Below are 7594 nucleotides of genomic sequence, written 5' to 3' on the forward strand. Positions count from 1 at the left end.
ATGGCCAGAAGTTCGACGATGCCGGTGCCTATGCAGGCACCGTGCTGCCATGGTTCCGCCGCCGCTTCGATGACGATATGGTGCGCCTGGATGAGGAACTGACGGACGGCCGCCAGTTCCTGCTGGACGATCAGCCCAGCATTGCCGACCTGTCGCTTTGCGGTTACCTGTTCTGGCCTGAACAAGCCAACGTCAGCTATCCGCCGCGCGTTGCAGCCTGGCTCGATCGCATCCGCGCCCTGCCCGGCTGGCGCCACCCGTACCAGATGCCAGGGGCCGCCCCTTGGTAGCGAAGGCGTACTAAGCGCGCCTCAGCGATCCTTGCGGCGCACTGCGACCTGGCCGCCGGCCTGGTCGATGTAGACAGCGTAATGCTGGAAGAAGTCTGCGCCGGCAATACCGTCGGCAGTGAATTGTTCGGGCAGGTCGTGCAGCAATGGCTGGAAGCTGATGCCATCGTCGCCCAGTCCCGCCTCGACGTAGTTGCAGCCGCGGCCCGGCCCAATATTCATCGGACACGTGCCGGTTTCGTCATTCTTTTCCTCTGCACGCTGGCGGCTTACAACCGAAATTGTGGACGCCGAATCCAGCACCAGCCGGTAGCTGGTGCGCGGGTTCACGAAGCGCACCACCAGTCCTTCCTTGCTCGCTTCGTAAGGCAGCACCTTCCATAGGCCGCCATGCTGCACTTTGGCGCCAAAGCTGAATTGGCGCGCGCTGTAGTCGTACACGAAAGCCTGCTTCGCAAACAGCGGCAGGCCGATGACGGAGAACTTGTCTTCCGGCTGCGGCAGCGGTTCGCCGAGGTGCAGGCCCCAGGGCTTGAACGCCTGGCCGCGCACTTCGCCGAAATGCACACCGTTGAGTACCAGATCGAGAATCACGAATTCGTCGGCCTCCTGCTCCTGGCCGGACAGGTCGCGCGTATGCAATTTGYGGCCGGTCAGTTTCAAGCCCGGCACCTTGGCCAGCAAGTCCGGCGTGAGATGCAGCGCCGTGTTGGAGCCGGTGTCCAGCAGGAAGGGATGGGATTTGCCCGCGATTTTGAGCGACACCACCGGACGGCCGTCCTGCAGCTCGACAGGCACGGTGACGGTGCTGGCCGCGAGAGCCACATACGCCGGCAGTGCCAGCGCGGCAGACAACGCAGCAGCCGGCATCCAGCGAAGGCRCATCATGCGTCGAGCGCGGAGCGGAAATCGTCCAGCAGGTCGGCCGTGTCTTCGATGCCGACCGATACACGGATCAGCGAATCGGCAATGCCCATCGATGCACGGCGCTCCGGCCCCATCTCGAAGAAGATGGTATGCGACACCGGAATCACCAGCGTGCGCGTATCGCCCAGGTTGGACGTTGCGATCGCCAGCTTCAGCTTGTTCAGGTAATCGAAGCAATCGATGCCTTCCGCCAGTTCGAAGGACAGCAGTGAACCGTAATCCTTGAACAGCTCCGAAGCGATATCGTGCTGCGGGTGCGACTTCAGGCCAGGATAGTAGACGGCGGCCACGCGGTCGTCCGCTTCCAGCATCTCGGCCAGCGCCTGCGCGTTGGTGCAGGTGCGTTCCATGCGCAACGCCAACGTCTCGGCGCCGACAGCGATATGGTGCGCCGCTTCAGGACCGAGCGAAGCGCCGAAGTCACGCAGGCCCTTGGCGCGGATCTGCACCAGGCCCCACATCGGCGCGGGGTTCTTCTTGTAGTTGTCGAAGATATTGGCGAATTTCGTCCAGTCGTAAGCGCCGGTATCGGTCAGGGCGCCACCCAGCGCGTTACCGTGTCCGCCGATGGACTTGGTCAGCGCATTCACCACCAGGCCTGCACCGACCGTCTTCGGACGGAACAGATAAGGCGAGGTCATGGTGTTGTCGACGATGTAGAGAATGCCGCGCTCGGCGCACAGCTCGCCGATGCGCTTCAGATCCGCCACTTGCGTGCGCGGATTGGCGATCGTCTCCACGAAGACGATGCGCGTTTCCGGCTTCAGGGCCGCAGCCACATTGGCCACATCGGTCGCGTCCACGAAGTCCACGCCCACGCCCTGCCCTGCGACGGTCTGCCACAGGGAGTTGGTATTCCCGAACAGGAAAGACGACGACACCACATGGTCACCGGCACGCAGCAGCGCCTGGAACACGGCGCCAATCGCGCCCATGCCCGTAGCGAAGCAGATCGTGCCTACGCCCTGCTCCATCTTGTTGACCTTATCCTCCAGCGCCGACACGGTCGGATTGCCCTGGCGGCCGTAGCGGAAGCCCGGCTCTTTGCCCTGGAAGACAGACGCCAGTTGGCGCGCGTCTGCGTAGCCGAAGGTCACCGAAGTGTGGATCGGCTTGTGCAGCGATCCGTGCTCGATGCCCTTCTGGCGGTCGTTGTGCAGGATGGTGGTGGTGAAGCCGTAGTTCTTCATTACGATTCCGTTGTCGCAGTGTTCAGGTTCAGCTGGGTGCGCGCGGCATCTTCGGCTTTGTCCGATTTCTTCGGATTGTGGCGCGACGCTTCCAGACGGTCCAGGTACTCAGGCGACACGTCGCCGGTGATGTACTTGCCGTCGAAGCAGGACGCTTCGAACTGGGTCAATGCCGGGTTCACGTCCGAGATGGAGCGCTTCAGGTCTTCCAGGTCCTGGTACACCAGCGCGTCGGCGGTGATTTCCTTGCACACTTCGTCCACCGTGCGGCCGTGGGCGATCAGTTCATCGCGGGTCGGCATGTCGATGCCGTACACGTTCGGGTACAGCACTGGCGGCGCTGCGGAAGCGAAGATCACTTTCTTGGCGCCGGCTTCGCGTGCCATCTGCACGATCTCGCGCGAGGTGGTGCCACGCACGATGGAGTCGTCCACCAGCAGCACGACCTTGTCCTTAAATTCGTCGGCAATCGCGTTCAGCTTCTGGCGCACGGACTTCTTGCGCAGGCCCTGGCCCGGCATGATGAAGGTACGGCCGATGTAGCGGTTCTTGATGAAGCCTTCGCGGTAATCCACGCCCAGGCGCATCGCCAGCTGGATCGCGGCGGGACGGGACGAATCCGGAATCGGCATCACGACATCAACGTCATCCGCCAGGCCTTCGCGCTTGATCTTGTCGGCCAGGTATTCGCCCATCTTCAGGCGGCTGTTGTACACCGAAGCGCCATCGATCACGGAGTCCGGACGCGCCAGGTACACGTATTCGAACACGCAAGGATTCAGCGCAGGCTTGTCGGCGCAGATCTCGGCGTACAGATTGTGATCCTTGTCGATAAAGATTGCTTCACCCGGCAGCACATCGCGCACAAAGCGGAAGCCCATGCCTTCCAGCGCAACGGATTCGGAAGCGATCAGGTATTCCTTGCCTTGCGGGGTTTCGTTCTCGCCCAGGCACAGCGGACGAATGCCGTTCGGATCGCGGAAGGCCAGCATGCCCACGCCGGCGATTTCCGCTACCGCAGCATAGCCGCCACGCACGCGGCGGTTCACTTCGCGCACCGCCTTGAACAGCGTCGATGGCTCCAGCGTGAAGCCGGTCGAGAAACGGGTGATTTCGTGGGCCAGCACGTTCAGCAGGACTTCAGAGTCGGAGTCCGTGTTGATGTGGCGGCGGTCGTTCTTGAACATCTCTTGCTTGAGCTGTTCCCAGTTGGTCAGGTTACCGTTGTGCGCCAGCGTGATGCCGAAGGGCGCGTTCACGTAGAACGGTTGCGCTTCCTCTTCGCTGGACGAACCGGCGGTCGGATAGCGGCAGTGGCCGATGCCGGAATTGCCGCTCAGCGAACGCATATTGCGGGTACGGAAAACGTCGCGCACCAGGCCATTGGCCTTGTGCATGGAGAAGGTGTTGTTCTGGTTGGTCGCGATACCTGCCGCATCCTGGCCGCGGTGCTGCAAAAGCAGCAATGCGTCATACAGCAGCTGATTGACAGGTTGATGGGAAACGACGCCGACGATGCCACACATGGTGTGCTCCTAAACTTGGTACTGCGGATTTAAAGAATTCTTAAAAATGCACGTGCTGCGCCAACGCAGCGGGCAGGAAGGGTTTGATCATATGCACGCCGGATTCCGCCCAGGGACTCAACAACGCGTGCCTCCAGAACTCCTGCTTGGGAACCGAGGTCATACCGCACAATATGACGCCGGCCAGCACAATCACAATGCCCCGCGCCGCGCCAAACAAGCCACCCAGGCCGCGATCCGCCACGCTCAGGCCACCGGCGGTGACCAGTGCGTCGATCAGCATACCGAGTAAGCCCATGAGCAGGCGCACGCCGATGAACAGTGCAATAAAGGCAAGGATCAGGCGCAGCGGCTCGCCCGGCACGGCCGTTGGCAGCATGCGCGCGAGGTCGGCGGCGTAGGCGTTGGCGGCGATGAAGGCGACGATCCAGCTGGCCAGCGCCAGCAACTCTTTCACCAGGCCGCGCAGCACGCCGATAAAGATGGATGCGGCCAGCACAAAGATCACGATGTAGTCAAAAATCGTCACGCTGTGCCGGTCCGTTCAGTCAAATCAGGCTGGAATCACATTGCCATCCAGGCCAATCTTGCCCAGTTTGGCGCGGGCCTTGTCCGCTTCTTCCTTGCTGGAGAATGGCCCCAGCCTTACGCGGGTGCGCTCGCCCGATGCAGTGGATACTTTCTGCACGAAGGACTTGATGCCGGCAGCCTTCAGCTTGCCCTGCACTTCGTCGACCTTGTCCTGGGTGGCGAAAGCGCCAACCTGGATGACGTATTTGCTTGCCGATTCGGCAGGTTTGCCTTCCAGGATAGCCATGGCGCGCGCATCGTCGGATGGCGTGGCTTTGGCTGGCTCGGAATGTTTCGGCTCCGGCCTGGATTCTTTCGGCTCAGGCTTGGTTTCCGCCTTGGCAGGCTTGGATTCCGGCTTGGCTTCCGGTTTGTGTTCCGGCGCCTTGGCCACGTGCGTGTCGGCCGCCTTCGGCTTAGCAGGCACGTCGACGAATTCTTCGCCCTTGTCCAGCGCGGAAGACGGCGCCACGCGCACCGGCGCAACCGCCGGCTGGCTGGTGACGACCGGCTTCTGTGCAGCGGGAGCAGGCGCCGGGGCCGCCGCTTGCGGCTGCACTGCCGGTGCGGCCACGGCCGGCGCAGGCGCGGGTGCAGTCAGCGGCTCGGCAGGTTTGTCTTTCGAAGGAATCTGGATGGCGATGTCCGAAGCGAGCGGCTTGGGCTCGGAATCGAGCACCATCGGCAGGCCCACGGCGACAGCAAGCGCCAGCGCGATCGCGCCGACCAGGCGGCGGCGTGCGCGCTTCTTTTCCGGCAGCACGGGATCTTCTTTGCCGCGGCCGCGGGTTGCACCRCCGCCGGCATTGGATGCGCGTTTGGACTTGGCCCGCTCGGTGGCGGCGCGGTCGTCTTGTGCGCGGTAGTAGCCGCTGTCTTCGCCAGAGGCTTCCTGCTTGTTTTTACTGAATGAAGAGAACAAGCCCATGCGTGAATGTTTTAGTGGAGTGAGGATTTTTTCGCTGCCATGACACCGGCAACGGTCAGGAACGATCCAAAGACCACAATTCTATCATTCTCGCCTGCCCGGCTCATCGCATTTGCGAATGCCGCACCCGGGTCCGGGAAAATATTGACGGTTTTTTCATGCATTTCCGGCTCGATGGCCTGCACCTTGGCGGCCAGCTCGGAAGCGGATGCCGCACGCGGCGATGGCAAATCGGTCAGGCACCAGTGGTCGATCTGGCCATTCATGGCCTTGATCACCCCATCGATATCCTTGTCATGCATGGAACCGAACACCGCGTAGGTGTAAGGATGGAAGCCCATATTGCCCAGGTTCTGTCCAAGGGCAGAGGCGGCGTGCGGGTTATGCGCGACGTCGTAAATCACGCTCGGACGGCCAGGCAGCACCTGGAAGCGGCCCGGCAGCTCCACGGTCACCAGGYCGTGGCGCACGTCCTGCGCACCGACCGGCAGTTCCAGTTTCAGCGCTTCCAGCGCCGCCAGTGCGGCGGACGCATTCAGCAGCTGGTTGGCGCCGCGCAGGCTTGGGTAAGCCAGCGCATTGCGGCGCTGGCCGCGGCCACCGTAGTTCCATTGCTGCTTGTCGCCGGAGTAGTTGAAATCGCGGCCCATCAGCCACAGGTCGGCGCCGATTTCCATTGCGTGGTCGATCAGCGATTGCGGCGGCATCGGGTCGCTGCAAATCGCAGCTTTGCCGGTGCGGAAAATGCCCGCTTTCTCGAAGCCGATCAACTCGCGCGTGCCGCCCAGGAAGTCGACGTGGTCGATGTCCACGCTGGTCACGATGGACACGTCGGCGTCCATCACGTTCACTGCATCCAGGCGGCCACCCAGGCCCACTTCGAGAATCGCCACGTCGAGATTCGACTGTGTCATCAGGTGGATGATGGCCAGCGTGGTGAATTCGAAATAGGTCAGCGAAATCTCGCCGCGCGCTGCTTCGACCGCATTGAAGCTTGCCACCAGCGCTTCATCGCTGGCCATATCGCCATTGATGCGGGCACGCTCGTTGAAGTCCAGGAAGTGCGGCTTGATGTACAGGCCCACTTTGTACCCCGCGCGCATCAGGATCGATTCCAGCATTGCGCAGGTCGAGCCCTTGCCGTTGGTACCCGCCACCATGATGAGCGGACACTTGAAGGCCAGCTGCATGCGTTCCTTCACCGCGCGCACGCGGTCCAGGCCCATATTGATGACGGTTTCGGCATGGCGCGACTCAAGCAGCGCAAGCCATTCGGGAAGGGTATTCGGGAGAGCGGACATAGACATCAGGTGGGATTGCATCGGCGGGTCGAATGACCCGCCCTACGAGGCGGCAAAGGGCGGATCATCGATCCGCCGCTTCGCGCATCACGCCAATACTTCGGCGGCTTGGTTCTGCAGCAGTGCCAGCAGGCGCGCGATTTCTTCGCGCATCTTGCGGCGGTCGACGATCATGTCGATCGCGCCCTTTTGCAGCAGGAATTCGGAACGCTGGAAGCCTTCCGGCAGTTTCTCGCGCACGGTGTTCTCGATCACGCGTGGACCAGCAAAGCCGATCAGTGCTTTTGGCTCGGCCATCACCACATCGCCCATGAAGGCGAAGGATGCCGACACGCCGCCCATGGTCGGGTCGGTCAGCACGGAGATGAATGGCAGCTTCTTCTCCGACAGCTTGGTCAGCATCGACGTGGTTTTCGCCATCTGCATCAGCGACAGCAGGCCTTCCTGCATACGCGCACCGCCGGTAGCGGTAATGCAAATGAACGGGACCTTCTGTTCCAGCGCCACCTGGGCCGCGCGGGCGAAACGCTCGCCAACGACGGAACCCATGGAGCCGCCCATGAATTCGAATTCGAAGCAGGCCACRACAACCGGCAGGCTCATGATGGCGCCGCCCATGGCGACCAGTGCGTCGGTCTCGCCGGTGGCTTCCATCGCCTGCTTCAGGCGGTCAGGATACTTCTTGCTGTCCTTGAACTTCAGGGTATCGACCGGCAGGGTTTCCTGGCCGATTTCGAAACGGCCGCCGGCGTCCAGCAGCGCGTCCAGGCGCTCACGGGAGCGGATGCGCATGTGGTGGTCGCACTTGGGGCAGACGTGCAGGTTCGATTCCAGATCGGTACGGTACAGCACAGCCTCGCAG

Annotated in this window: 8 protein-coding genes; 1 reads left to right on the top strand and 7 read right to left on the bottom strand. The window is 62.3% G+C overall.

Annotation, left to right across the window (positions count from 1 at the left end):
- Positions 1-290 (top strand): glutathione S-transferase C-terminal domain-containing protein (locus AB4Z11_RS16770; RefSeq protein ID WP_442026378.1); only part of this gene is annotated, 290 nt, incomplete at its 5' end.
- A 21-nt stretch (positions 291-311) separates the two neighbouring features.
- On the opposite strand, the gene AB4Z11_RS16775 is transcribed toward AB4Z11_RS16770, so the two are convergent.
- From AB4Z11_RS16775 to accD, 7 genes are all read right to left on the bottom strand, one after another.
- A complete protein-coding gene (locus AB4Z11_RS16775) occupies positions 312-1178 on the bottom strand; it encodes a hypothetical protein (protein WP_442026379.1) in 867 nt (288 codons plus the stop codon).
- Positions 1175-2407 (bottom strand): cystathionine gamma-synthase family protein, encoded by a 1233-nt coding sequence (locus tag AB4Z11_RS16780; RefSeq protein ID WP_442026380.1) that lies wholly within the window; start codon positions 2405-2407, stop codon positions 1175-1177. Before AB4Z11_RS16780 ends, AB4Z11_RS16775 begins: the two co-directional genes overlap by 4 nt.
- Complete coding sequence (gene purF, locus AB4Z11_RS16785) at positions 2407-3933, bottom strand: amidophosphoribosyltransferase (RefSeq protein ID WP_442026381.1); 1527 nt, start codon at positions 3931-3933, stop codon at positions 2407-2409. The genes AB4Z11_RS16780 and purF overlap by 1 nt, the downstream gene beginning before the upstream one ends.
- Positions 3934-3973: 40 nt before the next feature.
- Positions 3974-4462: a CvpA family protein gene (locus AB4Z11_RS16790; protein WP_442026382.1), complete on the bottom strand. Its 489-nt coding sequence runs from the start codon at positions 4460-4462 to the stop codon at positions 3974-3976.
- A 24-nt stretch (positions 4463-4486) separates the two neighbouring features.
- The gene (locus tag AB4Z11_RS16795; RefSeq protein ID WP_442026383.1) at positions 4487-5431 is read right to left on the bottom strand and encodes an SPOR domain-containing protein; all 945 of its coding nucleotides are present in this window, start codon (positions 5429-5431) and stop codon (positions 4487-4489) included.
- A gap of 11 nt (positions 5432-5442) precedes the next feature.
- Entirely contained in the window at positions 5443-6732 is a 1290-nt protein-coding gene (gene folC / locus AB4Z11_RS16800; protein ID WP_442026385.1) for a bifunctional tetrahydrofolate synthase/dihydrofolate synthase, read from the bottom strand.
- Between the two features lie 87 nt (positions 6733-6819).
- The coding region (accD, locus tag AB4Z11_RS16805; protein ID WP_442026384.1) for an acetyl-CoA carboxylase, carboxyltransferase subunit beta at positions 6820-7594 on the bottom strand (775 nt) is incomplete at its 5' end.

Origin of the sequence: Pseudoduganella sp. RAF53_2, assembly GCF_052113985.1 — a bacterium.
Taxonomy (GTDB): Bacteria; Pseudomonadota; Gammaproteobacteria; order Burkholderiales; family Burkholderiaceae_D; genus Rugamonas.